Here is a 25466-nt window from a genome sequence, read left to right on the forward strand (position 1 = left end):
GGGCCTTATCCATACCGCGAGGTGCACCTGCCGGCACCCACGGCCAGCAAGCACACGCGCGTTCTACCTTAGCGCGGGGTGTAGCACTGCCCGGCAGCTATCGCCGCGCTGGCTGCAGGCTCCAGGCTGGCGGCGTTGGGGAAGGCCGATGGCACGGCGGTGTCTTCCAGAAGGCACAGTTGATTGGCCTTGCGCACCAGCACCACGGGGGTGAAGACCGCCGGGTTCAACAGGCCACCCGGGAAGGTCTGGCGCTTGCCCCAGAAGGCCGCGAGGCCGGTGCCTGCCTCGGTGCGTTCCTGCTGGAACCAGAACGTGCGGCCCAAGGCACCCGTGGCCGCGACACCCACGCCATCGCATTGCACGTTGCCGTAGGTCACGGTGCCCACGCCGACCGTCAGCTGGCCGCTGGTCGCGTTGGTCGACAGGTTCCACAGATCGCGCACGCCGCTGCTGCCACTGGCCGGGGGCTGGCACCGGTCCTGCTCCCATGCGCCGTCCGACAGGGTGGCCAGGGGCACGCAGCGCACCGCCACGGTGTTCACCGCAGCGCCGGCCACGGTGCCGGAGCCGTTGCGCACCACACAGCCCGAACCCTCTGGGGTGCCGTCTTGACGGCGACGGAATACTTCGCGCCATCGGCCAGCTGCTTGGTGAAGGTGAAGCTGCCATCGGCGGCCACGGTCAGGTCCTCACCGCTGCCGCTGCTCAGCACCACAGGCTTGCCGCTGGGCACGCCGCTCACCGTGCCGCCCAGGGCGTAGGGCGTAGCGATGGGGTCGTCACCGCCACCGCCGCCACAGGCGGCGAGGCCCATGAGCGTGGCAGAGGCTACGAGGGCCTTGAGCGCCTTCAGTGGCGTAATTCGTTGTGTCCAGTACATGCGATCTTCTCCTTGTTGTATGGTTCGCAGTTGTCGAGGATGGTATGCATCGTCTGTAGCAGCCGCAGTGGCCACTGCACCGATCGCGCGGTCGGGCAACCCACGGTGATCGCGGATTGCCTGCCCGGATTTATTCTCGCAGTGGACCCTTCGGCCGTGCTGCTTTTTTTGCATGCCGCACGTGACGCCTGTCACCTGACTGGATGCCAGGCGTTGCTGGATGGGCACTACTGCGCTGGAGGCTTGAAAGGCTCTTTTCGCCGACCTTGCAGCGAAAAAGAAAAGGCCTTGCATCGCAGGCAGAACGACAAGACGCAGCCAGAACGCCAAAAGAGTTTTGTCAGACGCTCTCAGCGCGTCAGCACGACAATCTTGCCCCGCGCCTCGTTGGCTTGCATCACGCGGTGGGCTTCAGCGATCTGGTCGATGCTGAACACGCGCCCAATCGACACCGGCAGCGTGCCGGCGGCCACGCCATCAAGAAGCTTTTGCAGTGGCATGCCCATGAAGTCCGAGACGTTGCCCGAATACGTGGTCAGGGATACGCCGGTGGGAATGGCATCCATGGGCGCAAAGTCGGCCAACGACCATTGGTCGCCCACCATGCCCGCCATGCACACGGTGCCCGGCTCGCGGGTTGCGCGCAGGGAGTCTTTCAATGTGCTGGTGCCCACCAGTTCGAGCACCTTGTCGGCGCCGCCCGGCCACAGGGCCTGCACCTGGCCGGCGATGGCGCCGTCGTCCACGATGAAATGCTGCGCCCCGGCCGCTTCGACCAGGGCCCTGGATTGTTCGTGCCGTGATGTCGATGCCACCTGTGCACCGTGGGCGCGGGCGATGGCAGCCGCTGCCAGGCCCACCGACGTCGTGCCGCCACGAATCAGCAGCCGGTCTCCCTCGCGCAGCCGCAGGCCGCGGAGCAGCGCACCCCAGGCGGTCTGCAGCATTTCCGGCAGCGCGCCCAGCGTGTCCCATGGCAGCGGCGACGTGAACGCCCGCACCTGGCCCGCTGGCACCACGGTGTACTGCGCGTAGCCCCCGTCGAATGCCCGGCCCATGCCGCCCATGACGGTGGCCACCATCTGCCCCTGCGCAAACTCGCCCCCGGGTGCCTGCGCCACGGTGCCAACGGCCTCGATGCCCAGCACACGCGGGAACTGAACCCCCGGCGAGTGCCCCTGCCGGGTAAACAGCTCCGAGCGGTTCAGCCCGAAGGCTTCTACGCGCACCAGCACCTGGCCTGGGCCCGCTTGCGGGATGGGGCGCTGCTCCACCCGCAGCACCTCTGGCCCGCCCGGTGCATGCATGACCACCGCCTTCATCATCCCTGTCGCCATGGCAGCTCCTTCAAGGTCTGGCTTTCACCGCTGCATTCAACCAGCAGTGGTGCCGAACAGCTTGCCTGCGCCGGCCCAGTCCGCAGGCTTCACGTCTTCAAAGATCACATAGATGTCGTTCGGGTCGGTGGCCGTGTTGCGCACGATGCTCTCCGTGATCTCCGCTGCCACCTTCTGCTTTTGCGCGTGGTCCTTGCCTTCAAACCAGCTCACTCGTACGACGGGCATGTGCCGCTCCTTCACATCGATTCAATGCAAAACCTCAAGGCCAAGAGCGGCGCTTCAGACTGCTGACCCAATGCTAAAGTAGAACCACTTCGCCATTGTCACCCCGTTCTACCCTCAGAGTAGAACCCCAATCTACTATGCAAGACCTCGACCCCCTGGCCGGCATCACGGTTTTCGTCACCACCGCCCACAGCGACAACTTCACGCAGGCTGCCGATCGCCTGGGCCTCACCAAATCCGCGGTGGGCAAGTCCATCGCCCGGCTGGAGGACCGCCTGGGCGCCAGGCTGTTCCACCGCACCACCCGGCTGACACGCCTCACGGCCGATGGCGAGGCCTATCTTGCGGCCTGCACCTCGGCCATGCAAGAGATCACCGCCGCGCAGGCAACGCTGTCATCGGGCAACCCGGTGCTCAAGGGCCGGGTGCACATCGACATGCCGGTCGCCTTCGGGCGCCGCGTGGTGCTGCCGGCCCTGGTGCAGATCGCCCGCCCCCACCCCGGCCTGCAGCTGAGCCTGACCTTCACCGACGCCACCAGCGACCTGCTGGCAGACGACGTGGACATCGCCATCCGCTTTGGCGCCCTGAAGGACACGGGCCACCTGGTCGCACGCCGGCTGGCCACCCAACCGCGTGTGATCTGCGCCTCGCCAGGCTACCTGCGCGAGCATGGCGAGCCCACCCACCTTGCCGAGATTGCCGGGCACCGCTGCGTCGTCGGCGCCCTGCGCGGGCCGCCCATGGTCTGGTTCGTCAGGGACCAGGGGGTGGAAAAGCGCATCACCCCCCCGGCCACCCACCAAATCAGCGACGGCGAGGCCATGGTCGATGCCGCCCTGCAAGGGCTGGGGCTGGCCCAGTTGCCCATATCGATGGTGCGCGACCAGGTGGGTGACGGCCGCCTGCGCCTGGTGCTGCACCAGTACGCCGGCAGCCAGATCGACATCCACGCCATCTGGCCCCAACGCGCCCACCTCAGCCCCCGCGTGCGCTACATCGTCGACGGGCTGGTGGCCTGCGCTGCGCAAGGGCGATTCAATTGATTCGTGTGCATGGGAACCAGCAACGCAAGCATCTGCAAAGCCGCCCCACGTTCAATGCTTCAGTACCACGACGGGGGTGTTTGGCCCCCCCGGACCGAAGCCTGCGCTCAGTCTGGCTTGAAGCCAGAGGCCTTCACCGGCTGTTCCCAGCGTTTGAGCTGCTCGGCTTGCAGCTTCTTGAGCCCAGATGAATCCAGGTAGTCGGGCACCAGCCCCAGCGCGGAAATCTTGTCCCGCGCATCCTGCGCGCGAAGCGCTTCGGCTACGGCCCGTTCGATACGCTGCACGACTGCCGGCTGCATCCCCGCAGGGCCGTACAGAGCGAAGTACCCATCCGCAGTCATGTTGATGCCCGCTTCCTTCAAGGTGGGCACGTCGGGCAAAGCGCTGGAGCGCTCTTGTCCAGTCACCGCGACAATCCGCACCCTGCCCGCCTTGTGATGCTCCAGGGTTTCAGAAGCTGTGTCCACCATCATGGGCAGCAGCCCGGCTACCAGGTCTTGCGCCGCGGGTGCGCCCCCTTTGTAGGGTATGTGCGTGAGATTGACGCCAGTGGTCTGCGAAAGCAGCACGCCCGTAAAGTGGCCCAGTGTGCCGGCGCCCGAAGTGGCAAAGTTCGCCTTGTCGGGGTTCGCTTTCATCCAGGCCAACACATGTTTGATATCGCGTTGGGGACCTGCAGGGCCAATGGTGAGCGCAAAGTCGAAGCTCGCGGCGCGCGCGATCGGCGTGAAGTCCTTCACGGAATCGTACGGCAGATTGGGATAAAGCCAGGGAGCCACCACCAGCGTGCCACTGGTGGCCATGACCAGTGTCTGCCCATCCGGCGGCAACCGCTTGAGCTCCGCCATGGACACCCGTCCTGATGCCCCCGGCTTGTTCTCAACGACGACGTTTTGCCCCAGCAAAGAGCGCAGTTTGTCGGCAAGAATTCTTGTCAGTTGGTCGGATGAGCCTCCGGGCGCAAACCCGACAATGAGCTTCAGTGTTCGGTCTTGCCCAGATACTGGCAAACCCAATGAGAGTGCTGAGGCTGCCGCTGCTGCGGAAAAGATTCGTCGCTTCATTGTGGTTGTCTCCTGGCTTGTTGCGCTGTTGCAGTTGAGGGGAAGGGAATTTCAGTGCGTAAGGAGACGCCATGGCGTCGTCGATCAGGACAGATTTGCCAGCAAGGGTGCTGCACCTTGGCCGCTCACGCTAAAAGCCAACGGCCTGTCCGTCCCGACGCGAGTCGGATGCCGCGACATACCCGTGCTCCGCCTTGTAGATCAGCTGGGCCGATCCGAAGTCCAGGCTTTGACGCTGCGCGACGGTGACCTTGTGTCCGCGGGCGCGCAGCGAGTCCGGCACATCGCCAGGCACATGCGATTCCAGCGTGACCGTGGGGCCTGGCTCCACGCGAAACCGTGGAGCATCACTCATCGCTTGCGGGTTTTGTCCAAAGCTGGCGAGCCGCGTCACCATCTGCACATGCCCCTGTGCCTGCATCGAGCCGCCCATGACGCCCATCGCCATCACGGGTGAGCCATCGCGCGTAATAAACCCCGGGATGATGGTGTGCAGCGGCCGCTTGCCTGGAGCGACGATATTCGGATGCCCCGGGACCAGGCTGAAGTCTTCGCCGCGATTGTGCAAACTGATGCCGGTGCCTGGGACGACCACGCCGGAGCCAAAGCCGTGGTAATTCGACTGGATGTAAGAGACCATGGTGCCTGCCGCATCGGCTGACGCGAGATAGACCGTGCCGCCGGTCTTTGGCATGCCGGGGCCTGGATTGGCCGCGCGCTTCATGTCGATGAGCTTCGCGCGCTCTGCCAGATAGGCAGCGTCGAGCAAGTGCGCAGCAGAGACGGGCGACATGGCAGGGGCATCAGCGGCATACTTGCTGAGGTCGGCGAAGGCCAGCTTCATCGCCTCCAGGCCAACGTGGTAATAGTCGGCACTGTCTACCCCCATACCTGCCAGGTCGAAGTGGTCCAGAATTCCCAACGCCATCAGTGCCGCGATCCCTTGGCCATTGGGCGGAATCTCGTGCAGCGTATAGCCGCGAAACGACTGCTCAATGGGCTCGACCCATTCGGCCCGGTGCGCCGCAAGATCGGTTGCGCGCAGTGCACCGCCGCACTGCCTGGCAAATGCTTCGATCTTCTCGGCAAGATCGCCCCGGTAGAAGCTCTCGCCGCCGCTCTCGGCAATCTGCTCCAGCGTCCTGGCTTGTGCCGGAAAGCGCCAAAGCTCACCGGCGCGCGGAGCACGCCCTTCCCATGTGAACGCGTCGCGAAAGCCCGGTTGGTCGATATACCGTGGAACCTGGTTGGCCCACTGCCTCGCAATTTGCGGCGACACCATGAAGCCCTCCTGCGCATACCGAATGGCCGGTTCGAACAGGCGCGCAAAGGGCAGTTTGCCAAAGCGATCCGACAGCGCTTTCCAACCCGCAACCTGGCCCGGCACAGTCACCGAACCCCAGCCCATCTCCGGCATCTTTTCGTGCCTGTCGAAATACTGCGGCGTCCAGAGCGAGGGCGCGCCTCCGCTGGAGTTCAAACCATGCAACTTGCCTTCATGCCACACCAGCACGAACATGTCGCCGCCAATCCCGTTCATGACGGGTTCGACCACCGTCAGCGCAATCGCGCAGGCAAGCGCGCTATCGATGGCGTTACCGCCCTGGTACAACATGCTCAATCCTGCCTGCGCCGCCAAAGGCTGGCTGGCACTCACGGCGTTCGCCGCGAGCAGTGGCATCTTTTGCGAGGTGTAGGGGAACGACCAGTCAAGGGGCTGCATGCCTCAAAGTATATTCGTGTATCCAATCAAAGTGAATGGCCATCATGCTCACACCCTTCTCCAGCCCCGCAACGGCCGAGGAAGAAGCCTATCGCTTCCTTCTCAACGGAATCCGCATGGGCCAGTTCAAGGCGGGCGACCGCATCGTGCCCGAGGAGATTGCGTCGCAACTGGGGATGAGTCGAATGCCGGTGCGCGAGGCGTTCCGGCGCCTTGCAACGCAAGAACTGCTGACCATCCGCCCCAACCGGGGTGCGGTAGTGCGCGGCCTGAACCACCAAGAGGCGATCGAGGTGTTCGAAATGCGTGCGGTGCTCGAAGGTTTGGCAGCAACAGCCGCTCTGGATCGGATCGGCCCCGCAGACATCGATGAACTGGAGCGACGGCTGGACGCCATGGACCGATGCGCAGAAGATCTTTCCGCGTGGGTCACCGAGCACCGTGACTTCCACCTGTACTTGTGCGGCTTGAGCGCCCGTCCGCGGCTGGTGGCACAGATTGCGGCGCTGCACGTGTGCATCGAGCCCCATATGCGGCTATGGCTGCAGTCGACCTACAAGCCCAGGCCAAGCCGCGAGGAGCACGGCTTCATCATCGACGCGCTGCGCCGCAAGCGCCCGGAATTGATCGAAGCGGTGGTCCGCGAGCACGTCAGCAGCACGCTGGTAACGCTAGCGAAGCTCATGCATCCTTGACCAGGCTGGCAGTCAACTGGATACAGTCTTACATTTTCGGCTTGTTGCCGTAAGCATCTGAAGGGGCCGATGGCTTCCGCCAAGGCCGCTGCCCCGCCCTACTCAACCAATCGATTCAACCTGGCGGTACTGCTGGTACGCCCGGCCAAAGCGATTGGCCAGGAAGTCCGGGAGGGCCACTTGCTCCTGGCGAATGAACCCGCGCTGAGGCAGCTTCTGCTCCCGAAACAGGTCCAGGGCCGCACAGATCCCCGCAGCGGTTGTGATCTGGATGGCGGACAACGGGTACGCACCATCTCGCTCGGCAAAGATCTTGCGCGCAAATACCTCCTGCACCAGCGAGCCGTTCTTGGTGCCTGAGACGGTGACGAACACCAGCACCACGTCCTGCATGGTGGCGGGCATGCTGCGCCGAAGAACGGTCTTGAGCGTGTCCTGGTCGCTCTTGAGTTGCAGCTCGTCCAGCAGAAATTGCATCAACGCGCGATGCCCTGGGTAGCGCACCGTCTTGTAGTCGAGGTTGCGCAGCTTTCCGTCCCACGTCTCGCACAAGGTTCCCAGGCCACCAGACGTGTTGAAGGCTTCGTACTCCACCCCGTCCAGGGAAAAGTGCTCCAGCCCCTCCAGCGGCAGGGCCGAGATCACCCGACCATCGTGTATCGCCTCGCACGGATGGCAGTACTCATTGATCAGGCCATCCACGCTCCACGTCAGGTTGTACTTGAGCGCATTCGTGGGAAACGCCGGCAGCGCGCCCACACGCATCTTCACGTCGTGCAGAGCCTCAAAGCCGCTGGCAAGGTGATGGGCCACTATCCCGATGAAGCCCGGGGCAAGGCCGCACTGCGGCATGAACGCAGTTTCAGCGTCCTGTGCGAGACGCTTGATTTCCTTGGTTGCCGCCACGTCCTCTGTCAGATCGAAGTAGTGGCAACGGGCTCGCAAGGCCGCCTGGGCAGCAGAAATCGCCAGGTGGTACGGGAGCGCATTGACCACTGCGGTGTGCCCGTCCAGGGCATTCGTGAGTTCTTCGGCACTTGATGTGTCGATGCACGTTGTCCGGATGCCCTTCTGGGCCAGCCGATCCAATGCTGCCTGGTCGCGGTCGAAGACCGTCAATGCAAAGTCGCCACTGGCGTGCAGCAGTTGGGCAATGGTCTGGCCGATGTGGCCTGCGCCGAGAAGAGCTACTTTCATGCGAATTTCCTTCAGAACGGGACTGGGGTGTGGAGACCCACCCAGTGTTCCGAAACCCCCTGACGAAAAAAAGCATGAGTTCGACGAAATGGCACAGATTTTCGCCGCAATGGCAGACAATGCTGCCGAATCGTCACCTTGTCATTCTTTTTTGGCTTTCGTCCCTCACCATGAACGCGCCGACAAACCTTCCCGAAACACTGCTCCGCGACAAGTTCGATCGGGAGCTCATTGCGCTGCTGCAGGCCAACGCGCGCGAAAGCACTGCCAACCTGGCCCGCAGGCTCGGCGTGGCCAGAACAACGGTCGTGGCACGCCTTGCAAAACTCGAGGCCAACGGCCTCATCGGCGGCTACTCCGTGCGCCTCGGAGGCGAAGCCGTCGCACGGGGCGTACAGGCATTTGTGGGGATCGTGGTGCAGCCCAAGGCCGGCAGGGAAGTCATCAGGGAGCTGACGAAGTTTCCCGAGTTGCTGCAGCTCGCATCGGTAAGCGGCGAGTTTGACTATATGGCCACCCTTCGAGCAGACAACACGGCGCGGCTTGACGTGCTGCTGGATCAAATCGGGGAGATCGAGGGAGTCACCAGGACAAACACTTCGGTGATTCTCGCCCTTCGCATCGACAGAGGTGGCTAGGCCTCAAGCTGCACTTCTCTTCGTCAGTCAGCACCACGAGCGAGGCTCGCCGGTGGTGTGGATTGGCATGGGGCCAGCGCCCGTCCGCAGGGGAACTGAAGGCGCATGCGCATGGCCACAGCCGGGTGGCGCAGACAATCACGGCATGTCCCCTCACTTCAAAATTCTCTACCTGTTCGTCTCCCCCCACGGCTGGCTGACCGAAGTCAAACGGCTCAGCATGGCCGCCGATGCGCCCAAGGATCAGGTTTACCAGTGGGCATGGATCAGCACGGCCCAAGTAATACCGCTGCGCTTTATCAGCATGGCAGCCACCGAGCCCCGCCAGCAGCGCGAGTTTGAAGAAGCCAGCCTGTGGTTCGACACCAGACGGGGCGCGCTGGCCTGGCATGGCGGCGCTACGGTGGCGCTGGAAGTTCAGGCCGACAAGGCATTGCCGTCGCCGCAAGAGCAGCTGCTGCAAGCGCATTTCAGTATGGCTTGACTGCCCGCGCTGACACTTGACGCGATTTGGTGCTCTGGCGCAGTTGCACGGGCTCGTCACGCCCAAGGCCGACGGGCTGATCGAGAGCGCCTTGGGCAGGGGGCATTGGCGCCGCCCGAGGCGCCCGCCCCTGCGGCCTCATGCCCGGTGCGCAATGCCAGCGCCCGCAGCGCGCTCGATCTGCGCTTGCAGCGGGGCCAGGAAGCCATCCATGGTCTGGGCCTGCAGATCGACGGCCTTGGCACCGCCGCCTGCCACCACGGTCACGTCCTCGATACCAATGACGCCCAGGATGCGCCGCAGATACTGCGTGGCGATGTCGCGATCACGGATGGGCGATCCCTCGGTGTAGACGCCGCCCGAGGCCATAAGCAGGGTCGCCTTATTGCCTTTGACCAGGCCCTGGCCGTCCAGGCCGAGTGTCGCGCCCTTGCGCACGATATGGTCCACCCAGGCCTTGAGCGACGCGGGGACGTTGTAGTTGTAGACCGGGGTCGAGATGACCAGGTGCCCGGCCGCGAGCACCTCGACGACCATCTCGTCCGACAGCCGCAGTTCGTCCCGCATCGCCTGCGATTGGTTCGCGGGCGGCGTGAAGTAGGCATGCAGCCAGGGCGCCGTGACGAATGGGGGCGCGGCATCGGCCAGATCGCGGTGCACGACATGGCCGCCCGGATGGGCGGTGCGCCAGGCCGCAAGAAAGTGCTGGGTCATCTGGCGCGAGACGGACTGGGCGCCGCGCGGGCTGGTCTCGACAACGAGGAGTTGGAGCGAGAGCCGGGCAGGTTCTACATGGACCACCAGGGCCTTGATGTCCCCATGGTGTACGGCATCACCGGCCGCAGGCTCGCCTGATACGGCAGTGGCCGAGCCGTACCCGCAGGCGTGGCTGCCAGGGCCACCGCACGCGCCCTACCTCGGTAGGGTTACGCCAGGCGGCAGGCGCCCCCTTATGCTGGGGACCAATGGCCCGTTCACCTTCGCCGTGCCGATCTCGGTGGGCCACGCCTATGCGGTGCAGGTGCAGTCGCAGCCCGCAGGCCAGACCGCAAGCAACCAGCGACTCCATGCTGACGCGGCGGCAGTTTGACTTGGCAATCGGGTCAGAGCTGATCCGAAAAATGCATTGGTCATCTCATCTTGATCGCAGACCATGGACCTGTGAAGCCAGCCTGGATCTGGATTGCCAAGGCAGGGATGCGGCTGAAAAAATGGCGTCGCTGAACTGATTTCGTAACGCTTTGTTTGGCCGCCCGGGTGTGGTGATGCGAGTCACCGCTTTTCGCGAGTCTCGGCAATACCATGGCACTTGAGAGGCACCCCTGCTGATCGCAAAAAAATTCGCCAGATTTCAGGGAGGGGAGGCTGTCACCGTGGCGTGTCCATCGATCGCTCGTTCGTTCGTTGCGCACGCACTTTCTGAAGAGGCCGATGTGGGCTTCGGCAGGTTTCACCAATACTTCCAAAGATGGGTTTTCTGATGAGATTCTTTTCGACTTTTGCCAGGCATCGCTTGCGATCCATCGCCTCCCGCCACCTGGCGCCTGTGGCCTTCAAAATCTGGCTGATGTTCGCCCTGGCGGCTGGCATGGGCAGCGTGCACGCCGCCACGGTGGTGCACATGGCCACGGACTCAAATAACTCCGCAGCGGTGCTCAGCGACGGATCGCTGTGGACCTGGGGCGACAACCGGAACGGGCAGTTGGGCAATGGCTCCACGGTCAGTGCAGACAAGCCCGTGCAGATCGGCAGCGGTTTCGCCCAGGTTGCTGTGGGCAGTATTCACATGGTGGGCCTCAAGACCAATGGCACATTGTGGATGTGGGGCAAAGTGGGGACGTCGAGAGCCCAGGACCTGAACGAAACCCGGCCGGTGCAGGTGGGCAGTGGCTTTGCGCAGTTGATGACCTCGGACACCGCCAGCAAGACAGATGGATCCATCTGGTACTGGGGCCATATGAAAAATCTCTTCAACGGGAATGCCGGTAGCGATGGCATGCTGGACCGGATGCCACCCGGCTACCGGCAGATGGTCAATGGCCGCAACAACGCGTTGTTCGTGCTGGGAGACGGCGCCATACGGTCTGTTTATTTGGACGTGTACCCCGGGGACCTGTTCATTAACCCGGGCTGGGAGGGCGGCTACGGCAACGCCGGCCCGGTGGACCGGGGTTTCGTGCAGGTGGACTTGGGCGCCCGCTCGGCCGCGGGCGTGAAGGATGATGGAACCCTCTGGCAATGGAAAGAGCGCGATGCCCCCGTGCTGGTGGGCGGCGGCTATCGCCAGGTCGCCAAAGGTTCCCACCACACGCTGGCGCTGAAGGCCGATGGCACGGCCTGGGCCTGGGGCTCCAATACACAAGGCCAGCTGGGCAATGCCACCCACACGGATACTGAAACCCCGCAGCCCCTTGGAACCGGGTATGCACAGGTCGCGGCATCCGGCCAGCACTCCCTGGCTCTTACCACCAACGGCACGCTCCTGGCCTGGGGTCGCAACGACCTTGGGCAATTGGGTGTGGGGCCGGTGGGGCAATCGCAACTGTCGCCGCTGCCCGTGGTGTTCGAAGGCGCGGATTCACCGGGGCTGGGCACCATGGTGGCCACCGGCACCCTGACCCGCCTGACGCTGTCCGCGCACGTACAGATCAAACCCGAGCACCTCGCCAGTGGGGCCAAAGGCAATCCTTTCCTCATAGCGATCACTCCCGACGGAACCATGTTCACCTACTCGGCGCCCATTTTTGACCGCCTGAATCCCCTCAATCCGCTGGCCTGGGCCGACCGCCTGCAAAACACATCCTCCCTCCTGTTGGCGAACCAGGACCTGACCCACCTGTCAGGCACCGCCTTTTTCGTCGGCTACGGACTGGGTGCGACCACCACCGAGAGCCTGGCTGAAATGCTCAACAGCTATCGCTACAAGCGGGTCTACGACATGCAATAAATAAGCCGGTACACCCCAAGGCAACGCCCGCCCGTACAGGTGGGCGATGGATGTCATCGGGGCATTCTCGAATTGCCCCGTGCGCGATCCTCACCGGCGCGCGGGGCTATCGATCACACACCATCACACGCGCGTGATGGTCTGCATGTGTGCAAGCCGCTGCCGCGGCAGGCCCACAATGAGGGCATCGAACTGGGGCTGTGTGAGTGCAGTTGCTGCAGCAGCGCCCCATCGCTGGGCCAGGCAAAGCGTCGCTGGTTCAGGCGGCGCGTTGCGCACCACACGCCAAAGCCATCGCACACCACCAGCTTCATCCGCGTGCCGCGCATCGGCAAAGAGGTAGGCGTGGTGGGCTTGCGCGGCGCCGAAGACTTGCACCGCGCTGGCGATCAGGCGGTCGGCGCCGGCACGCGCAAGCTCCATGGCACCTTCAGTGCCCATCAGCGCCGCCGGGTGATGGCCTCCATCTGTTGGTCGCGACTTGTTTTGAGCTTGTTGTACAGGTCGCCCCAGGGGCCCTTGTGCCGGGAGCCGACGATAAGCATGCTGGCCAGGGACCAGAACAGCACGAAGGCAACGACCAGAACCCCCCACGTCAACAGGGCGCCCAGGGGCTTGTAGTCACCGCCCCGCATCACCAGCGCGCCGGCCCTCCATGCCCATAGCGAGAGCCCCACGGGCAGTATGTCGAAAACAAATGCCCATGGCCAGACCGGCCAGCGGGAAGGCCTTGCCCAGCGCGGGCACCACCCAGCACACGGCCACCAGCCTCACCAGCGAAGCCATGTGCCCGGGCAGCACCAGCCAGCTCAACCCCGCCCCCAGTACCAGCAACATCGCCGTCCCCCATACCGAACCTTGGGGAGCACCGCCTGGCGATGGGCTGCCGGGCTCAGGTGGCTTGTCCCCCTGCTCCAGCCGCTAGTTCAGCACGTCCTGCGCAATGGCCTGCGCCGGTGCCGCCAGCAGCCCTGCGGCTATGCGGCGCTCCAACTCCTCCATGGGCATCTGCTGGTACAGCGCAACCAGTGAAAGCCGTTTCTTTTCGCTGAGGTCATTCGTCATCGGGACGGTCAAACGATAGTGTTGGTGGCCTGTCTGGTCACCGAGAAGGCCTGTTCAGCCCGGGCCCAGCAGTTCGAGCGTGCGGGCGTCCTTCACGCCATCGAAATACTGCTGCAGCACGGCCTGGAACACGCTGTCCGTTGCCGACACCTCGCCAAACAGCGTCATGCTGGAGCACAGCTTCAGGTCGTCGGGGGTGCCCAGCACGTCGCGGGCAGATGCCGTTGGCAGCGCGAGCAGCAACTGGCAGCACTCGCGCAGCCGGCTGCCAAGCACGGGGTGGTCCAGATACGCCTGGGCCTCGGCGCGGGACTGTATGGCGTAGCGCACCGCCATGTCGCTGTGCCCCAGGCCCTTGAGCTGGGGAAACACGAACCACATCCAGTGCGAGCGCTTCTTGCCCGCCTTGAGTTCGGCAAGCACGCGCGCCCACACGGGCTCCTGTGCGCCCAGGAATCGGTCCAGAACGGGTGGTAAAGGCATGCCGCCATTGTATGAGCGCTATCGCGGCAAGCCCACTGCCGCCCGCGCCCTTGCACTGACCGCTTGCCGACACGCTCTTGACCCAGCCTCCTACAGAACGCAGCTGCATCGCCGTCGATGCTATGCGCACACCCACCAACCTGGAGAACACTGATGCGCAAGATGATCCTGATGGCCATTGCCGGATTCCTGTGGAAGAAATACAAGGCCCACAACGCCGCCAACACCCCCAACGCAACCGGCAGGGGGGCTGCAACGGGCGCCACCACCACGCCTTCGGCAAGGCCCTGAGCACCGCGCGAAAGCAGGCCAGCCACGCCGGCCTGCGCACCCAGCACACCATTGAGGCGGTGCTGGGTGATTGCGCGCCAGGCAAGCCCACGGAGCCTGGCGACATGGCGCGGGCGTTGCCGGCAAAAGGCGCAGTGGCAGGCGTTGATGCCGACCACGTGCACCATTGGCGGATGGGCGTTGGGGCGCGGCGCACTGCAGGTGACGCCCGTCACGCCCTGCTGCTGTTGAGGGGTTAACTGGCGTGGTGGTGGCAACCATAATTTGCCATTTTTGCCATGACCAACTCCACACCACCGACCCCTTCGCCGGCAGCGCCAACGCGCTGCATCGCCCTCGCCTGCCTGGCCTTGGCGGCATCGCTGGCGGCCTGCGGCGGCGGTGGCGGCGATGAAGCGCCTGGCCCCTCGCCGGTAGATCGCTTCACCATCGGCGGCACGGTGAGCGGGCTGGTGGCACCCGGCGCAGGCAGCAGCACCAGCCCCCCCAGGCTCGTTCTGCAGAACAACGAGGGCGACGACCTGAGCATCACGGCCAATGGCCGCTTCGGCTTTGCCACGCCGCTGGCGGCCGGCAGCGCCTATGCAGTGCGCACCCAGTCGCAGCCCGCAGGGCAGACCTGCAGCGTGGCCCAGGGCAGCGGTGCCGTGCCAAGTGCTGCGGTCGAGTCGGTGCAGGTGGCCTGCGCCCCCGCCGTGTGGGGCCTGCCCGAGGGCCTTTGGGTGCGCGAAGCCTGCGGCCCCGTCGGCACCGCTCCCGGCCAAATCGGTCGCAGCCTGTTTCGCCTGACGCGCCAGGACGAGACCCATGTCACCGTCACGCAGGGGACCATGGTCTACGACAACGCCCAATGCACGGGCACCGGCAAGGTGTTGACCGAAAGGGACTACGCGCGCTTCGAGGTGGACCGCAAGGAGACCTGGGGCGCGATCACCGCCTGGTGGGGCAACTGGAACTACACCGTGAGCAGCGACCGCCCCACCCGCGCCGTGTTTTCGCGCTCGGGCCCCACCATGTGCTGGAACGTGGACCATTTCTGGGCCCAGTTCCCCACGATGGACCAGGTGGAAAGCGCAGTGGCCAGCGGGATCCGGTCCGGCCAGTGCTACCTGCAGGCGGAGTGACCGGATAGCGTCCAGGCCCGCCATGCGCGACGCAGCCATCGAACAAGCCATCCTGGCCCTGCTGGCCGAGCGCGCGCCGGGCAAGACCATCTGTCCATCCGAAGTGGCGCGTGCACTGGCGCAGGACAACGACGCGCAGTGGCGCCCGATGATGCCCGCCGTGCGCAGCGCTGCGGACCGGCTGGCCAGCGAAGGCCGCCTGCAGGTCCTGCAGAGCGGCCATGCAGTGGCCTCGGCGGTGCAGGCGGTGGGGCCGATCCGCCTGGCCAGGCCCTCCCCGCCCAGCGCCACGTGACCCGCCAGGCTACGGCCTGCACAGGGCATCCATCTTCGCCCCTGGCAATGCAGATGGAGCCTGTGCGCGGGCTTGGCACCATGGACAACCATCTGCGGCCTTGCACCCGGGTCAGGGCATTCGGGAGCCCGGCGGGGCTGTCAGCGCCTGGATGAACGCAGGCAGACCCATGCACTCGGGGCTGCGGCTTTCATCCCAAAGGCACTGCACTCGCACACCCGCTTGCGAGAAGTGGACGTTGAATGCGTTGCCGGTGATCTCCAGCTCGCCGTGGTGCCCGGCCATGACGCTGCTGGCAAAACCCAGGTACCGGTCGCGGCCGTGCGCAGTGGGCATGTCGCTGTCGATCAGGTCGTGCAGCCATGAAGGCATTGGTGCGTATCTCCCATCGGTGAACGGGTCCACTGGCGCAGCGGCCCCCTCCCCCTTGATCGTAAGCGCGACCCATTGCGCACGCTACCATTCCCGGCACACAACAAAGGAGGGGTCAAGGCATGCGAAGAATGGCAGCAACGGGATGGGCAGTGGCATTGGCAATTGCAGCCGCACTGGCCGGGTGCGGCACGGCGCCGGACAAGCTCAAGGAGTCGGACTTCAACATCCGCAAGGTGGCACTGGCCGTGCCCGCCCAAGAGGCTTCGACCAACTTCCGTGAAAGCCTGCGGCATTGCCGCAAAGGCACGGCCTTCTGGGGCTCTACCCTGGGCATACCTGACTGTGGCCAGCAAAGCGCCGATGGCTCCATGACCTGCAACATCTATGCAGATAAGGGGATGGGCATGGGACGCTCTAACATCGTGCTCGGTATCGTGGCCATCCAGCCCGCCCCCACGGGCAGCACCGCCACGCTCAAGGTGCAGACCTGGGTGGGCCGCAACCACATAGTCCTGGACGCCTGGGAGAACTATGTGCGTGGAGAACCCAAAGAGGTGTGCCCGGGCAAGTGACCGCCCCCGCCCGGCACCGCCCCTCGCGCGGTGAAGCCAGTCGGGACGTCGGTGCAAGCAGGTGGCTCAGCGCTTTGCCGGCGGCGGCAGATACTTCAGCAGCCCGGCAATCAGCACATCCGCCCGGGCCTGCGCCTCGCGGTTCATCCACACCGAAAAGTTCGCCATGGCCGCCTTGTTCGCGGCCAGCTCTTCCTTGCCGATGACAAGCCTGTAGCGGCCTGTGTATTTCGGTTGCTGCTGCACACCCAGTTGGATTTTCTGAGACAGCGGGAACGGCGGAAACCGAGCATCCGCATCGGCTCTCATGGACACGCCCAGGCCGCTGCGGAAAGGTTGCATCTGAGTTTCGCTGGGTCGCCTTCTTGGGTGATTCAGGGTACGGGCGCGGCACGCTAGACTTCTGCTTTAGGCCAGGAGCGGCCCCTGGTCGCCTCGTACATCTGCAACAGGAGCATGGGCATTGATGGAAGCAATTGGAGGAATTGTTGTCTGGATACTGGTGGACCTTGTTTTCGTCTTGACAGGCAAGCTGGTGATCTATTCGCTGACCTTGGGGCGATGGCGTGGCGAGCGTGGAGACGAAGGCCGAATTCACGGAGCGGCGGGAGCAATGACTTTTGTGCGCCATGGGCAACTGGTCTTCACCGACCGGGCCGCCGCAGTCGTTGGCGGACTCTTTTGCATTGCTTTGGTTTTCTGCTCGTTCATTTTCATGGGGCGATAAGCGATGACTGCATGGCTGACTGCTGCGGGCATGCGTATCCAGTCGCATCAGCAGAATTCGGCCAGGAGCGGACGCGCCTACCATGGCGGCTACCGGCCAGAAGCGGCCATTCCAGATCATTGAAGCGAGCAAGGTTCATGTCACTGCAATTCGTCGATTCCTCATGCGTAGGTCCTGTCTCGCCCGCTGAGCTGGACCGAATGAAATCCATGATTCAGAACGACTATCTTGGCTTTCGCTTTGACCCCGAATACGTTCATCTTTTGCAACGATGCAATGGCGGCGAGCCCGTCACGAAGTATTTTCGCGCTCCCTCTGGGCTCCTGGCTCCTCCGATTGAGCGCTTTCTACACTATGCGCAGCTCTCAAGCCTGACGGATCGTAGCCTGGCCTTTTTCCATGCAAACGTCTTCTGGTCGGCTCTTGATGACCGCCTCGGGAAGCTTTTGCCATTCGCAGTGCTTGGAAACAACGACGCACTTTGCTTCGACTGCAGTTCAAAGTCTTCGGCAGTTTTCCTCTGGAGCAACGAGAATTCGGTAGAGGACGCTCCGTCTTACGAGCGCATCAGCGATTCGTTTGGTGAGTTCTGCGAGCTCTTGTCTTCAACTCCTTCTTGACGGTTTTTAAGATCAACTATCCAGCAGATGGAATCGCAGCTTTCGGCCAGGAGCAGTCTATGGCGGCAGGTGAAAGCGGACGTTCAACGCTTAAGTGACAGGTTATGCATCGCGACCTCTCCGCAAATAGTCGGCGTACTCATCTTGGACCATGGACTCATTTGTCAATCGCGATAGGGCGCCAGGCCAGCGAGTTTCGAGCGTTTTCACGCACTCTTCAAAGCTCGAAAAGGCCCGCACTTCATCAGCTTCTTCTTGCTCCAGTTCCGGGTCCAGCGGACCAAACTCATACACGTCGGTATAGTCCTCAGACCCGAGGTCCGCCGTCTCATACAGACGCAGTTCACACCCATTCGGCAGACCTCGAATCTGCACCCAGCGAATGCCCTGAGAATCCGAGCGCGAACACCCCCCGAGAAACACTTCGACGGCCTTGCCACGGCAAAGTGCAGCATGTGCTTCGGCGAAACTGAGATAGCGGCGTGGTATGTCACGAGTCATAACGATTGAATTCAGCTGACCAGGAACGGCTGCAATACAAGATGAGATTGCATTTATAGCGTGCCCGTAGCCGAACCGAGTCCGCCAACTGAATGCTTAGAGCGCCGATCAATGTGTTTTGAATCAATGACTGCTTTTGGGAGGGCCGGCTCATTGTCGGCTGTGGGCCCCTGGCTGCCGCTGCTACGATGGCTGCCATCGGCCAAGAGCCGTCGTTCAAGTTCAACCGGAATGAATAATGAGCTATCCGCCCCGAGCTATCCAGCTGGCGTCGGCGCACGCTTATTTGCGATTTGCCAGACCGCATCTATCCTCGTCTCCACAGTGGAACGTGCCCCATGACACCGTCGACCTTTCCGAGGTTGAGCAGATTCTGTCCGTAGAAAAGCTCGTCGCTTGCATGGACCTGCTTGCGACATGTGGTCTCAATGAATCTCCACGAGGTGGGTTTTGGCGAAATATGGAACGCGCCGCAAAGGCATTGAACCAAGCGGAGAGAGCCTCTATCTACCGCGCTCATTTCCTGGCCACATGATTGGTTCGGAGCGACTGGCTGTTTCGGGCCCGTGGCTGCCGCTGCTACGATGGCTGCCATCGGCCAAGAGCAGACACTCATTGTCTGAAAGCGAGGTATCAATAAGCATGTATAGCGAACCCAAGAGCTTGATTTACCGCCAACGTTGGCTGCTGATTTGCCTTGGCGTACTGCTTCTGTTCGCTGGCGGTGTATATCTCGCGCCGGGATTTTTTTCCACGCTCTTCAGCACATCGCGCACGGCAATAGTGCTAGCGACACCACTTTTTATCGTGGCAGTTTTTGTTGTTGCTCTGCTGACGGTGCGGTGCTCGCAATGCGGGCTGAAACTATTTTGGCTGGCCATTCGCACGCAGCCAGCCGGAGCATGGCTCTCATGGGTCCTTGGCCTAAAAAAATGCCCTGTATGCGGACACGCAGAAGAATAGGAAGGTGCTCGCTTTGGGCCCGTGGCTGCCGCTGGTACGATGGCTGCCATCGGCCAGGACCGGCCATTCGATTGCGTAGCTACTCGTAGAACTTGCCGCCATACAAAATGGCAGCGCAACGAAGCCAGGGGTTGTTCAAGTCCCCCTCTACAACAGCCACCCCACAAGCAGCTGCCGCACCAAGAAATCCGTCTACAGTGCTGTGTTCCCAGCCTAATGCACCAGCGCCATATGGCTTGCTCGGCGTGATTGCCTCAATTTCTCGTGCCTCCGCGAAGTCAACAGCCAAAGCGTCGACGAACGTCCGGAACGATTCTTCGTCATTTACACGACCGAGGAGCTTGTCGAGGTCTTGAGGCATTTGTGCGTTCTAGAGTTTACGGAGAGCATAGCTCTGGTGCGAACGAATGACAGCTATCAGATGAACGAAACGTCGGCTTCGGGCCCATACCTGCCGGTCGCGACATCTACAAAGCGGTCCTGGTCGTGACCATTGAGCCTGGCGCTCTGAATCAGGCTCATCACCGCGGCACCACGCTTGCCAGCCTGGCCGCCCCACTCACCTCGATGGGCGAGATCGACTTCGGCGGCTTCCGGGTGGATTTTTCCAAAGGCAATGTGGGCAGCCGCTATGTAGACATCGGTGTGATCGGCAGCGACGGGCGGCTGCGGGATTGAGCTTGGTACGGGCCCGCACTGCAATGTTGACAGGTGCGCAGTTCCGGCCCATTCATCCCGGCAGCCGGACCCCCACGGCGGGGAGCAGCAGCATCAGCGACACAACGGCCGCCGCCCATGCCGCGAAAGAGGCAAGGGTGTTGAAGAACACGCGCCAGTTGGAGTGCAGCGGCGTGCCTTGCGGCGGCACCTTCTCGCCTCCGAAATGCTGTTGCCGCGCAAGCGTGCTGCCGGCAAAAGCGCCCCCGATGAACACGCCCGTGCTCAGCCTGGCGGGCACCATCACCAGCACGACCAGGATGATGAGGCTCAGCGCCAGCCCGATCAGCAGGTAGCGGCGCTCTTCTTCGGCCTGGCCCAGGCTTTGGAAGTTGCGCGACAGCAGATAGACCAGGGCAAAAGGCCCGCCGCAAAAGCCCGCCCAGAACACCTGGCGGGGGGAGTACAGCGGCGGCTGGGCCGGGTCGACAGTCAGTTCCATGGGTGCTTCCCTCTCTTTATCTTTTTTATCGCTTGCCGTTGCCAGTGACGAGCCTGCCAGTGACCGCGCCGCGCTCGGCACAGCCCCTTGCGCGGCGGATTCACGGCAGGGCACCCGTGCCCGCAATGGCCGGCGGTTCAGCGCTTTGCCGGCGGCTGCAGGTCCTTCATGAGCCCGGCGATCAGCACTTCGGCCCGGGACTGCGCCTCGCGGTTCATCCACACCGAGAACGTCGCCATGGCCGCCTTGTTGGCGGCCACCTCTTTCTTGCCGATGGGCGACTCGTAGTGCTTGAGGATCTCGCGCAGGTCGCTGACGGACAGATCGGCGCCATAGCTAGCCACCCACTTCGCCGCCAGCTCCTTGGCAGAGAACATCTGCGCGCTGCGGGCCAGGAATTTGTCGAAAGCGGCTTTCTCCCGGGCGGTGGCCTTGCCACCGTTCTCGGCCACTACATCGGCCAGCATCTTGGCGCCATAGCCCTTCACGGACTCGCGCTGATCCGCCAGCTGCTGCTCGAACTGGTCCTGCAGACCCTGCGCCACCGCGATCTTTTGCACCAGCTCCTGCCGGGTTTCCTGGGCAAAGGCCGCTGGCGCGCTGGCGCAGATGAGGGCCGCAATGGCGAAGTGGGCAAGGCGATGGTGGTGGTGCATGGGTCTCTCTTGGTGGTACATACCTGCGGCGCCCCGGTGGAAGCCGAACTAATGTATCCCGCCAACCGGACCGATTCGGGTCGCGCCCACCCCCCGAATGGGTGAGGCTGCTCCGCATGCGCTGCGGCAACATGCCCAAGGCCCGCGCCCCCCCGGCACCCATCCGCAGCACTGCAGCGACCTGCCTATTCAGGTCGCTGCTGGACACCGAGCTCGGTTTTCTTGGACAGCAAGAACGTCGGGAGCTGGACATCCGGATCGGCTCTCATGGACACGCCCGAGCCGCTGCGCAAAGGCTTCACCTGAGTTTCGCTGAGTCGCCTTCTTGGGTGATTCAGGGTACAGGCGCGGCAAGCCAGACTTCCGCTATCGGCCGAAGCTGTGTGAACACGCGCGTTGCGCCCTTGACCTGCCAGTCGACTCAGACATCGACCGCTCAGATCGGCCCATAGCGCACGATCTCGATGCGAGCTATGTTTTAAGTACGGCGGATTCAAATCTGAAGTGCAACACCTGCCAACCTGTAAGGTCCGCAGATGCACAACCCCTCCCGTTCCAGCCACTACAGCCAGCTGCAGCCCGAAGACCGAGTCACCATTGCCAGCCTGAAGCAGCAGAACTACAGCGTGCGGGCCATCGCAAGGCAACTGCTGCGCTCACCCGCCACCATCAGCCGGGAGCTGGTGCGCAATGCTCACCCATCGGGCCATCCATCGGACTATGGCAGCGTCAAGGCGCAGCGCCTTTGCCTGCAGCGCAGGCGCTGTGGCAGGCCCGCAGTCAAGCTGCATCCTGACTCCATCCTGTGGGGCCTGGTGAGCCATTTGCTGCGGCTTCACTGGTCGCCCGAGCAGATTGCCCTGACACTGGCACGCTTGCATCCACCAGGCCATGAGCACCGCGTGTCATACGAGACCATCTACAACTGCATCTATGCCATGCCCGTGGGCGAGCTGCGCAAAGAACTGATCGCCACCTTGCGCCACGCCCACAACAAGCGAGTGCCGCGCAGCAAAGGCAAGGACCGCAGGGGCCAGATCCCGGACATGCTGAGCATCCATGTGCGCCCTCCAGAGATCGAAGACCGCCAGTTCCCCGGGCACTGGGAAGGTGACCTGATCAAAGGCGAGGCCAATGCCAGTGCGGTGGGGACCTTGGTGGAGCGCACCAGCCGACTGGTCATGCTGGTCAAGCTCCCCGAGTTCAAGCCGGCCAGTGCTGCCAACGTCTTGCAGGGCTTCACGGACAAGCTGCTGGGCATTGCCCAACCGATGCGCCTGAGCATGACGTACGACCAGGGGGGCTTCAGCGAGAACATGAATGGCCTGATGCGCCAGTACCTGCCCAAGGGGAAGGACCTGAGCATCTACAGCCAGCAGCAACTCGATGCGATAGCCGATGAGATCAACGACCGCCCCAGAAAGGGGCTGGGGGTACGATCACCGTTGGCGGTGTACCGCGAGTTGCTGATCAACAACCCGCAGCACTCCACTCTTGTTCATTGAAATCCAGGGTGTTGCGCATCGCTTTTGAATCCGCATCACATGAAATGGGACTGCAAGTGCATTATTTTCTCAGCCAGGCACAACTGCCTGAGACAGCAGCCTGTCGCAAGCAGGTATTTGCAAACCTTGAAACCCGGTAACCACCACGTGATGGCCTCCACCGCATCCCTGTCAACCAAGCTGGTACGCATCGGCGCGGGCTTGCTGCTCGTCGCGCTCGCTTCCATCGGTCTCACGCTATGGGTGACCTGGCAGCTCGAAGGTGGAGCCGCAGCGGTGAACGAGGCCGGACGAATGCGCATGCAAACCTGGCGGATCAACAGCGTGGCGCAGTCCGATCAGGCGCCGACCGAGGTGGCGGCGCTGGTGCAGCAGTTCGACCAGAGCTTGGAGTTGCTGCGCCGGGGCGACGCTGGCCGGCCGCTCTTCGTGCCCTGGGACGAAACGGTTGCCACTAAATTCGCCACAGTGGAGGCGCTGTGGCAAAGCCAGCGCCCGCTGTGGTCACAAGGGTCGCCGCCCGATCCGACACAAGCCCTGGCCGCGGCCGACGCCTTCGTCGATGCCATCGACGCACTGGTGCTCGCCATCGAGCACCAGCTATCGGGTTTGACTGCCATCCTTAACCTGTTCCAGTTCCTCATGATGGCGCTGGCCATCCTCGGCGCGGTGGTGATGCTCTACACAGGCTACATGTACGTCATCAACCCGCTGGCCCACCTGCGCGAGAGCTTGCGCCGGCTGGAATCGGGCGACTTCAAGGCGCGCGTAGAGGTCGACACACTCGACGAATTTGGTCAGGTGGCGGGGGGTTTCAACCGCATGGCCTCCACGCTGCAGACGATGTACGCTGGCCTAGAGAGCCAGGTAGAGGCCAAGACGCGCCACATCGAAGCGCAGCGCGCGCGGCTGGAGACGCTGTATGAGGTCAGCGCCTTCATGGCCCAGGCTGGCAGCATCGAAGAACTTTCTCGCGGCTTTTCCCAGCGCGTGCGCGCAGTGGTGAAGGCGGACGCAGTGGCGGTGCGCTGGAGCGATGAAGCCAGCCAGCGCTACCTGATGCTGGCCACCGACTGCTTTCCGCAGGACATGGTGGAAGCCGAGCGCAGTCTGCTGGCGGGAGCGTGTGCTTGCGGCAACCTGCAGCCCGATGCCCGCACCCGGGTGATCCCCATCCGCAGCCACGACGAGCTGGAGGTACGGCACTGCGTGCGCGCCGGTTTCGAGACGCTGGTGAGCGTGCCGGTGCGCCTGCAGCAGCGCCTCATCGGCGAGATCAACCTGTTCTACCGGTCGCAGACCAACCTGAGCGCAGGCGAGTCCGAGCTGTTGGATGCCCTGGCAAGCCACCTTGCCAATGCGCTGGAGAGCCTGCGCGCGGCCGCGCTGGAACGCGAGGCTGCGGTGGGCGAGGAACGGGCATTGATTGCTCGCGAGCTGCATGACTCCATCGCGCAGTCGCTGGCCTTTCTAAAGATCCAGGTGCAACTGCTGCGCACTGCGGCAACCAAAGGCCAAGACGCGCGAGTGATGAGCACGCTCGACGAACTCGACGAAGGTCTGCGCGAGAGCATCAACGACGTGCGCGAACTGCTGGTGCACTTTCGCACCCGCACCAACACCGACGACATCGAACGCGCCCTGCAGGAGACGCTGCAGAAGTTTCAGCACCAGACGGGCTTGCCAGCCAAGTTGCACGTCGAAGGCCACGGCCTTCCTCTGCCTGCCGATGTGCAGGTGCAGGTGCTGCACGTGTTGCAGGAGTCGCTCTCCAACGTGCGCAAGCACGCGGGGGCGCGCCACATTCAGCTTGATGTGATCAAGGGCGCGCGCTGGCGCTTTCGTGTGCGCGACGACGGTGCGGGATTCGACGTGCTGGACACGCCCGATGATTCCCACGTGGGCCTGAAGATCATGCGCGAGCGCGCCGCGCTCATTGGCGCGCGGGTCGACGTAAGCTCCGAGCCCGGCGACGGCACCACCGTGACCCTGACGCTGCCACCCCACCCTGTGGCGGCCAGCCCTATTGCAGCAATCACCACCGAACACCCCCTTCCATGAACGTCACACCCACCCACCCGATACAGCTACTCGTGGTGGACGACCACTCCCTGTTCCGTCGCGGGCTCATGGCCCTGCTTTCGCAGGACACACGCTTCGAGGTGACTTGCGAAGCGGGTGACGTGGGCGAGGCACTGCGCTGCGTTGCGCGCCAGCGACCTGACGTGATCCTGCTCGACAACCACCTCCCCGGTGTGTTGGGCGTGGACGCCATCCCCGCGCTGCGCGAGGCCGCGCCTGGCAGCCGCGTGCTCATGCTCACTGTGAGCGAAAACGAGGCCGACCTGGTGGCCGCGCTCAAAGCCGGCGCCGACGGGTATTTGCTGAAGACGGTGGAGTCGCACCACCTGTGTGAGGCCATTGTCAAGGTGATGGACGGTGAATCGGTGGTGAGCCCGGAGATGACGACCAAGCTGGTATCGGCCTTGCGCTCGCAGCCCGCCGCCGACGGTCCTGGCACTTCTATTGTGGCACCCGTGAATAATTCGGATGTCGAACTCGCGTCGCTGTCGGTGCGAGAACTCGAAATCCTGCACCTGATCGCGCGCGGCGACAGCAACAAACACATCGCCCGTCAGCTCGACATTGCCGAGACCACGGTAAAGATACACGTGCAGCACATCCTGCGAAAACTCCACCTCACCTCGCGTGTGCAGGCGGCGGTATTCGCCGCCCGACACGCTTCATAGCAGGCCCGCCAATTGCCCTTCTCGAGTGCAGGAGTGCCGCCCAGCTCGCTCGCGGTGGATGTCGACAGCGCGCAGGGCAATAACGCTCTCGCGCATTGATCCAGGTCAACCGGTGGCCACAAACCGGTTGAGGTA

34 protein-coding genes are annotated in these 25466 nt (G+C 63.4%); 16 read left to right on the forward strand and 18 right to left on the reverse strand.

The genetic code is table 11. The features are described 5' to 3' along the window. Positions 1-68: 68 nt before the first annotated feature. The 4 genes from QYL93_RS27670 to QYL93_RS27685 all read right to left on the reverse strand — a co-directional run bounded on the left by QYL93_RS27670 (position 69) and on the right by QYL93_RS27685 (position 2448). Complete coding sequence (locus QYL93_RS27670) at positions 69-581, reverse strand: hypothetical protein (RefSeq protein ID WP_305746679.1); 513 nt, start codon at positions 579-581, stop codon at positions 69-71. Then, complete coding sequence (locus tag QYL93_RS27675; RefSeq protein WP_305746680.1) at positions 542-883, reverse strand: hypothetical protein; 342 nt, start codon at positions 881-883, stop codon at positions 542-544. Before QYL93_RS27675 ends, QYL93_RS27670 begins: the two co-directional genes overlap by 40 nt. 350 nt (positions 884-1233) lie before the next feature. Continuing rightward, positions 1234-2220, reverse strand: a complete 987-nt coding sequence (locus QYL93_RS27680; RefSeq protein WP_305746681.1) for a zinc-binding alcohol dehydrogenase family protein — start codon at positions 2218-2220, stop codon at positions 1234-1236. 36 nt (positions 2221-2256) lie between these two features. Next, positions 2257-2448, reverse strand: a complete 192-nt coding sequence (locus tag QYL93_RS27685) for a 4-oxalocrotonate tautomerase family protein (RefSeq protein WP_305746682.1) — start codon at positions 2446-2448, stop codon at positions 2257-2259. 137 nt (positions 2449-2585) lie between these two features. Between QYL93_RS27685 and QYL93_RS27690 the strand changes: the two genes are divergently transcribed. Continuing rightward, positions 2586-3494, forward strand: a complete 909-nt coding sequence (locus QYL93_RS27690; protein ID WP_305746683.1) for a LysR family transcriptional regulator — start codon at positions 2586-2588, stop codon at positions 3492-3494. A 107-nt stretch (positions 3495-3601) separates the two neighbouring features. Here QYL93_RS27690 and QYL93_RS27695 read toward each other — a convergent pair whose 3' ends face one another. Continuing rightward, positions 3602-4561: a tripartite tricarboxylate transporter substrate binding protein gene (locus QYL93_RS27695; RefSeq protein ID WP_305746684.1), complete on the reverse strand. Its 960-nt coding sequence runs from the start codon at positions 4559-4561 to the stop codon at positions 3602-3604. A gap of 130 nt (positions 4562-4691) precedes the next feature. Next, positions 4692-6284, reverse strand: a complete 1593-nt coding sequence (ggt, locus tag QYL93_RS27700; RefSeq protein WP_305746685.1) for a gamma-glutamyltransferase — start codon at positions 6282-6284, stop codon at positions 4692-4694. A 44-nt stretch (positions 6285-6328) separates the two neighbouring features. Between ggt and QYL93_RS27705 the strand changes: the two genes are divergently transcribed. Then, positions 6329-6979, forward strand: a complete 651-nt coding sequence (locus QYL93_RS27705; protein WP_305746735.1) for a GntR family transcriptional regulator — start codon at positions 6329-6331, stop codon at positions 6977-6979. A gap of 102 nt (positions 6980-7081) precedes the next feature. Here QYL93_RS27705 and QYL93_RS27710 read toward each other — a convergent pair whose 3' ends face one another. Further along, entirely contained in the window at positions 7082-8176 is a 1095-nt protein-coding gene (locus QYL93_RS27710; protein ID WP_305746686.1) for a saccharopine dehydrogenase family protein, read from the reverse strand. 170 nt (positions 8177-8346) lie between these two features. Here QYL93_RS27710 and QYL93_RS27715 point away from each other — a divergent pair, with 170 nt between their 5' ends. Next, complete coding sequence (locus tag QYL93_RS27715) at positions 8347-8814, forward strand: Lrp/AsnC family transcriptional regulator (RefSeq protein ID WP_305746736.1); 468 nt, start codon at positions 8347-8349, stop codon at positions 8812-8814. A 145-nt stretch (positions 8815-8959) separates the two neighbouring features. Continuing rightward, positions 8960-9298 carry a hypothetical protein gene (locus tag QYL93_RS27720; protein WP_305746687.1) on the forward strand — a complete coding sequence of 113 codons (339 nt, stop codon included), beginning with the start codon at positions 8960-8962 and terminating at the stop codon, positions 9296-9298. A gap of 138 nt (positions 9299-9436) precedes the next feature. Here QYL93_RS27720 and QYL93_RS27725 read toward each other — a convergent pair whose 3' ends face one another. Continuing rightward, on the reverse strand, positions 9437-10099 hold the full coding sequence (locus QYL93_RS27725; RefSeq protein ID WP_305746688.1) for an FMN-dependent NADH-azoreductase: 663 nt from the start codon (positions 10097-10099) through the stop codon (positions 9437-9439). 151 nt (positions 10100-10250) lie between these two features. Between QYL93_RS27725 and QYL93_RS27730 the strand changes: the two genes are divergently transcribed. Continuing rightward, positions 10251-10388 (forward strand): hypothetical protein, encoded by a 138-nt coding sequence (locus QYL93_RS27730; protein ID WP_305746689.1) that lies wholly within the window; start codon positions 10251-10253, stop codon positions 10386-10388. A 378-nt stretch (positions 10389-10766) separates the two neighbouring features. Next, positions 10767-12245, forward strand: a complete 1479-nt coding sequence (locus QYL93_RS27735) for a hypothetical protein (RefSeq protein WP_305746690.1) — start codon at positions 10767-10769, stop codon at positions 12243-12245. Positions 12246-12358: 113 nt separating this feature from the next. On the opposite strand, the gene tnpB is transcribed toward QYL93_RS27735, so the two are convergent. The 4 genes from tnpB to QYL93_RS27755 form a co-directional block, all read right to left on the reverse strand. Next, positions 12359-12574, reverse strand: coding sequence for an IS66 family insertion sequence element accessory protein TnpB (tnpB, locus tag QYL93_RS32025; protein ID WP_370877049.1), 216 nt, complete (start codon positions 12572-12574; stop codon positions 12359-12361). A 111-nt stretch (positions 12575-12685) separates the two neighbouring features. Further along, entirely contained in the window at positions 12686-12880 is a 195-nt protein-coding gene (locus QYL93_RS27745; protein ID WP_305746692.1) for a hypothetical protein, read from the reverse strand. A 286-nt stretch (positions 12881-13166) separates the two neighbouring features. Beyond that, on the reverse strand, positions 13167-13310 hold the full coding sequence (locus QYL93_RS27750; RefSeq protein WP_305746693.1) for a hypothetical protein: 144 nt from the start codon (positions 13308-13310) through the stop codon (positions 13167-13169). Positions 13311-13364: 54 nt separating this feature from the next. Then, positions 13365-13793: a DUF1810 domain-containing protein gene (locus tag QYL93_RS27755; protein WP_305746694.1), complete on the reverse strand. Its 429-nt coding sequence runs from the start codon at positions 13791-13793 to the stop codon at positions 13365-13367. A 153-nt stretch (positions 13794-13946) separates the two neighbouring features. Here QYL93_RS27755 and QYL93_RS27760 point away from each other — a divergent pair, with 153 nt between their 5' ends. The 3 genes from QYL93_RS27760 (at position 13947) to QYL93_RS27770 (ending at position 15503) form a co-directional block, all read left to right on the forward strand. After that, positions 13947-14084 (forward strand): hypothetical protein, encoded by a 138-nt coding sequence (locus QYL93_RS27760; protein WP_305746695.1) that lies wholly within the window; start codon positions 13947-13949, stop codon positions 14082-14084. Positions 14085-14362: 278 nt separating this feature from the next. Continuing rightward, a complete protein-coding gene (locus QYL93_RS27765) occupies positions 14363-15208 on the forward strand; it encodes a hypothetical protein (RefSeq protein ID WP_305746696.1) in 846 nt (281 codons plus the stop codon). Positions 15209-15230: 22 nt separating this feature from the next. Then, complete coding sequence (locus QYL93_RS27770; protein WP_305746697.1) at positions 15231-15503, forward strand: DUF3253 domain-containing protein; 273 nt, start codon at positions 15231-15233, stop codon at positions 15501-15503. Positions 15504-15614: 111 nt separating this feature from the next. On the opposite strand, the gene QYL93_RS27775 is transcribed toward QYL93_RS27770, so the two are convergent. Next, on the reverse strand, positions 15615-15875 hold the full coding sequence (locus QYL93_RS27775) for a hypothetical protein (RefSeq protein WP_305746698.1): 261 nt from the start codon (positions 15873-15875) through the stop codon (positions 15615-15617). A 131-nt stretch (positions 15876-16006) separates the two neighbouring features. Between QYL93_RS27775 and QYL93_RS27780 the strand changes: the two genes are divergently transcribed. After that, positions 16007-16450 (forward strand): hypothetical protein, encoded by a 444-nt coding sequence (locus tag QYL93_RS27780; RefSeq protein ID WP_305746699.1) that lies wholly within the window; start codon positions 16007-16009, stop codon positions 16448-16450. Positions 16451-16516: 66 nt separating this feature from the next. On the opposite strand, the gene QYL93_RS27785 is transcribed toward QYL93_RS27780, so the two are convergent. After that, positions 16517-16792 (reverse strand): hypothetical protein, encoded by a 276-nt coding sequence (locus QYL93_RS27785; protein WP_305746700.1) that lies wholly within the window; start codon positions 16790-16792, stop codon positions 16517-16519. Positions 16793-16916: 124 nt separating this feature from the next. Between QYL93_RS27785 and QYL93_RS27790 the strand changes: the two genes are divergently transcribed. After that, complete coding sequence (locus QYL93_RS27790; RefSeq protein ID WP_305746701.1) at positions 16917-17177, forward strand: hypothetical protein; 261 nt, start codon at positions 16917-16919, stop codon at positions 17175-17177. A 200-nt stretch (positions 17178-17377) separates the two neighbouring features. Next, entirely contained in the window at positions 17378-17797 is a 420-nt protein-coding gene (locus QYL93_RS27795; RefSeq protein WP_305746702.1) for an SMI1/KNR4 family protein, read from the forward strand. Between the two features lie 102 nt (positions 17798-17899). Here the strand turns inward: QYL93_RS27795 and QYL93_RS27800 are convergent, their stop codons facing one another. Continuing rightward, positions 17900-18298: a hypothetical protein gene (locus QYL93_RS27800; RefSeq protein WP_305746703.1), complete on the reverse strand. Its 399-nt coding sequence runs from the start codon at positions 18296-18298 to the stop codon at positions 17900-17902. 1042 nt (positions 18299-19340) lie between these two features. Beyond that, positions 19341-19622 carry a hypothetical protein gene (locus QYL93_RS27805; protein ID WP_305746704.1) on the reverse strand — a complete coding sequence of 94 codons (282 nt, stop codon included), beginning with the start codon at positions 19620-19622 and terminating at the stop codon, positions 19341-19343. Positions 19623-19747: 125 nt separating this feature from the next. Here QYL93_RS27805 and QYL93_RS27810 point away from each other — a divergent pair, with 125 nt between their 5' ends. After that, positions 19748-19939 (forward strand): hypothetical protein, encoded by a 192-nt coding sequence (locus tag QYL93_RS27810; protein ID WP_305746739.1) that lies wholly within the window; start codon positions 19748-19750, stop codon positions 19937-19939. 52 nt (positions 19940-19991) lie between these two features. Here the strand turns inward: QYL93_RS27810 and QYL93_RS27815 are convergent, their stop codons facing one another. Both QYL93_RS27815 and QYL93_RS27820 read right to left on the reverse strand, forming a co-directional pair. Beyond that, positions 19992-20420 carry a hypothetical protein gene (locus QYL93_RS27815; RefSeq protein WP_305746705.1) on the reverse strand — a complete coding sequence of 143 codons (429 nt, stop codon included), beginning with the start codon at positions 20418-20420 and terminating at the stop codon, positions 19992-19994. A gap of 137 nt (positions 20421-20557) precedes the next feature. Continuing rightward, on the reverse strand, positions 20558-21076 hold the full coding sequence (locus QYL93_RS27820) for a DUF2059 domain-containing protein (protein WP_305746706.1): 519 nt from the start codon (positions 21074-21076) through the stop codon (positions 20558-20560). Positions 21077-21612: 536 nt separating this feature from the next. On the opposite strand from QYL93_RS27820, the gene QYL93_RS27825 reads away from it, so the two are divergent. The 3 genes from QYL93_RS27825 (at position 21613) to QYL93_RS27835 (ending at position 25331) form a co-directional block, all read left to right on the forward strand. Continuing rightward, complete coding sequence (locus QYL93_RS27825; protein ID WP_305746707.1) at positions 21613-22581, forward strand: IS30 family transposase; 969 nt, start codon at positions 21613-21615, stop codon at positions 22579-22581. Positions 22582-22707: 126 nt separating this feature from the next. Continuing rightward, positions 22708-24642 (forward strand): type IV pili methyl-accepting chemotaxis transducer N-terminal domain-containing protein, encoded by a 1935-nt coding sequence (locus tag QYL93_RS27830; protein ID WP_370877050.1) that lies wholly within the window; start codon positions 22708-22710, stop codon positions 24640-24642. Next, on the forward strand, positions 24639-25331 hold the full coding sequence (locus tag QYL93_RS27835) for a response regulator (protein ID WP_305746708.1): 693 nt from the start codon (positions 24639-24641) through the stop codon (positions 25329-25331). Before QYL93_RS27830 ends, QYL93_RS27835 begins: the two co-directional genes overlap by 4 nt. Positions 25332-25466 lie beyond the last annotated feature (135 nt).

This window comes from Acidovorax sp. A1169 (assembly GCF_030704685.1).
In the GTDB taxonomy this organism is placed as follows: domain Bacteria; phylum Pseudomonadota; class Gammaproteobacteria; order Burkholderiales; family Burkholderiaceae_C; genus Acidovorax.

Excerpts from the sequence above, each read along its gene's own strand:
- QYL93_RS27680 (WP_305746681.1), bottom strand. The coding sequence starts at position 2,220 with ATGGCGACAGGGATGATGAAGGCGGTGGTCATGCATGCACCGGGCGGG.
- QYL93_RS27685 (WP_305746682.1), bottom strand. The coding sequence starts at position 2,448 with ATGCCCGTCGTACGAGTGAGCTGGTTTGAAGGCAAGGACCACGCGCAA.
- QYL93_RS27765 (WP_305746696.1), top strand. The coding sequence starts at position 14,363 with ATGACCAACTCCACACCACCGACCCCTTCGCCGGCAGCGCCAACGCGC.
- QYL93_RS27770 (WP_305746697.1), top strand. The coding sequence starts at position 15,231 with ATGCGCGACGCAGCCATCGAACAAGCCATCCTGGCCCTGCTGGCCGAG.
- QYL93_RS27805 (WP_305746704.1), bottom strand. The coding sequence starts at position 19,622 with ATGCCTCAAGACCTCGACAAGCTCCTCGGTCGTGTAAATGACGAAGAA.
- tnpB (WP_370877049.1), bottom strand. The coding sequence starts at position 12,574 with ATGCGCGGCACGCGGATGAAGCTGGTGGTGTGCGATGGCTTTGGCGTG.
- QYL93_RS27755 (WP_305746694.1), bottom strand. The coding sequence starts at position 13,793 with ATGCCTTTACCACCCGTTCTGGACCGATTCCTGGGCGCACAGGAGCCC.
- QYL93_RS27775 (WP_305746698.1), bottom strand. The coding sequence starts at position 15,875 with ATGCCTTCATGGCTGCACGACCTGATCGACAGCGACATGCCCACTGCG.
- QYL93_RS27780 (WP_305746699.1), top strand. The coding sequence starts at position 16,007 with ATGGCAGCAACGGGATGGGCAGTGGCATTGGCAATTGCAGCCGCACTG.
- QYL93_RS27710 (WP_305746686.1), bottom strand. The coding sequence starts at position 8,176 with ATGAAAGTAGCTCTTCTCGGCGCAGGCCACATCGGCCAGACCATTGCC.
- QYL93_RS27745 (WP_305746692.1), bottom strand. The coding sequence starts at position 12,880 with ATGCGGGGCGGTGACTACAAGCCCCTGGGCGCCCTGTTGACGTGGGGG.
- QYL93_RS27760 (WP_305746695.1), top strand. The coding sequence starts at position 13,947 with ATGCGCAAGATGATCCTGATGGCCATTGCCGGATTCCTGTGGAAGAAA.
- QYL93_RS27705 (WP_305746735.1), top strand. The coding sequence starts at position 6,329 with ATGCTCACACCCTTCTCCAGCCCCGCAACGGCCGAGGAAGAAGCCTAT.
- QYL93_RS27800 (WP_305746703.1), bottom strand. The coding sequence starts at position 18,298 with ATGACTCGTGACATACCACGCCGCTATCTCAGTTTCGCCGAAGCACAT.
- QYL93_RS27730 (WP_305746689.1), top strand. The coding sequence starts at position 10,251 with ATGCTGGGGACCAATGGCCCGTTCACCTTCGCCGTGCCGATCTCGGTG.
- QYL93_RS27820 (WP_305746706.1), bottom strand. The coding sequence starts at position 21,076 with ATGCACCACCACCATCGCCTTGCCCACTTCGCCATTGCGGCCCTCATC.
- QYL93_RS27695 (WP_305746684.1), bottom strand. The coding sequence starts at position 4,561 with ATGAAGCGACGAATCTTTTCCGCAGCAGCGGCAGCCTCAGCACTCTCA.
- QYL93_RS27835 (WP_305746708.1), top strand. The coding sequence starts at position 24,639 with ATGAACGTCACACCCACCCACCCGATACAGCTACTCGTGGTGGACGAC.
- QYL93_RS27690 (WP_305746683.1), top strand. The coding sequence starts at position 2,586 with ATGCAAGACCTCGACCCCCTGGCCGGCATCACGGTTTTCGTCACCACC.
- QYL93_RS27815 (WP_305746705.1), bottom strand. The coding sequence starts at position 20,420 with ATGGAACTGACTGTCGACCCGGCCCAGCCGCCGCTGTACTCCCCCCGC.
- QYL93_RS27750 (WP_305746693.1), bottom strand. The coding sequence starts at position 13,310 with ATGACGAATGACCTCAGCGAAAAGAAACGGCTTTCACTGGTTGCGCTG.
- QYL93_RS27675 (WP_305746680.1), bottom strand. The coding sequence starts at position 883 with ATGTACTGGACACAACGAATTACGCCACTGAAGGCGCTCAAGGCCCTC.
- QYL93_RS27790 (WP_305746701.1), top strand. The coding sequence starts at position 16,917 with ATGGAAGCAATTGGAGGAATTGTTGTCTGGATACTGGTGGACCTTGTT.
- QYL93_RS27715 (WP_305746736.1), top strand. The coding sequence starts at position 8,347 with ATGAACGCGCCGACAAACCTTCCCGAAACACTGCTCCGCGACAAGTTC.
- QYL93_RS27795 (WP_305746702.1), top strand. The coding sequence starts at position 17,378 with ATGAAATCCATGATTCAGAACGACTATCTTGGCTTTCGCTTTGACCCC.
- QYL93_RS27785 (WP_305746700.1), bottom strand. The coding sequence starts at position 16,792 with ATGCAACCTTTCCGCAGCGGCCTGGGCGTGTCCATGAGAGCCGATGCG.
- QYL93_RS27720 (WP_305746687.1), top strand. The coding sequence starts at position 8,960 with ATGTCCCCTCACTTCAAAATTCTCTACCTGTTCGTCTCCCCCCACGGC.
- ggt (WP_305746685.1), bottom strand. The coding sequence starts at position 6,284 with ATGCAGCCCCTTGACTGGTCGTTCCCCTACACCTCGCAAAAGATGCCA.
- QYL93_RS27825 (WP_305746707.1), top strand. The coding sequence starts at position 21,613 with ATGCACAACCCCTCCCGTTCCAGCCACTACAGCCAGCTGCAGCCCGAA.
- QYL93_RS27735 (WP_305746690.1), top strand. The coding sequence starts at position 10,767 with ATGGGTTTTCTGATGAGATTCTTTTCGACTTTTGCCAGGCATCGCTTG.